The organism is Bradyrhizobium sp. P2_E8, assembly GCF_056403875.1.
In genome coordinates, this window is record NZ_JBFUES010001686.1 from 1 (window position 1) to 880 (window position 880).

An 880-nucleotide genomic window follows, 5' to 3' on the forward strand; every position below is an offset into this window, starting at 1 on the left:
ACGCCAGCCTTGAGGGCCGCGACGGCAGCGAAGCAGAGTTGACCTTCGACCACTTGTTGAGAGTCTATTTCGCAAGGCTCCTGGTCGGAGAATTCCCGGCAATGAGCGACGTGAGCCGCTCGCTCGAGCGACCCTCGGGTCCACGAAACAGCCGTTCCCGCTCAAACTAGCAGCAGGCGGGGCGCGATCGTCTGGCGCCTTCGGGCCATCGCGATGCGAGGATGTGCGTGATGGAGAAGCGCCGGCGCCAGCTTGATCTGGATCAACGAAGCTTCCGCAACGTCGTGGCTYGCTGCACGTGACGTTCACCGGGCGAACGCTGGTTGCTATGGCGACTGAGCAGGGAGCCAGCCGGACAATCGCCTGGTGTCGTCGGCGATCGGAGGAGGCCCATCTCATGAGGAAGATGTGCTTAGCTGCCGTCCTTTGCGCCCTCGAGGTGGCCTTGGCAACGGCCGCCTTTGCCAAGACGTCGCGCCCAAAAATTATGACCGCCGCCGACGTTCGCCAAGCCGGACCTCTGGTGGATAGTTGCCGGGGCGGCTTTGTCTGCAGGCAAGACCTGTTTGATCGCAACAACAGGAATAATTTGCGGTCCGATTGGCCTGGTCCTCCGGCTCAACCAGGCCAGTTCTGACGCGGGTACTCAATTCGTAGCGCTTGAAGGAGGTCGAGATGACAATAGCCGCAATATCTGCAGCGCTCCTCGGAAGCCAATTGCTTGTGATGCCCGTCTCCGATCGCGTTCCCGAACTAAAGGTGGAGGTAATGTGCAAAGCCACCGCGGCTGACGACAAGGCTATGGGGCTTGCCCTGCCTCAGAGCTTTGCCGACTGCATGCGCGATGAGACCACTGCGCAGGAGCAGCTCAGCACGGTTT

The 880-nt window shown here is 61.0% G+C and carries 1 pseudogene; it reads left to right on the forward strand.

What is annotated here, in order from left to right:
• Nucleotides 1-675: 675 nt before the first annotated feature.
• A pseudogene (locus AC1D00_RS43225) lies at nucleotides 676-880 on the forward strand (hypothetical protein); the annotation flags it as partial.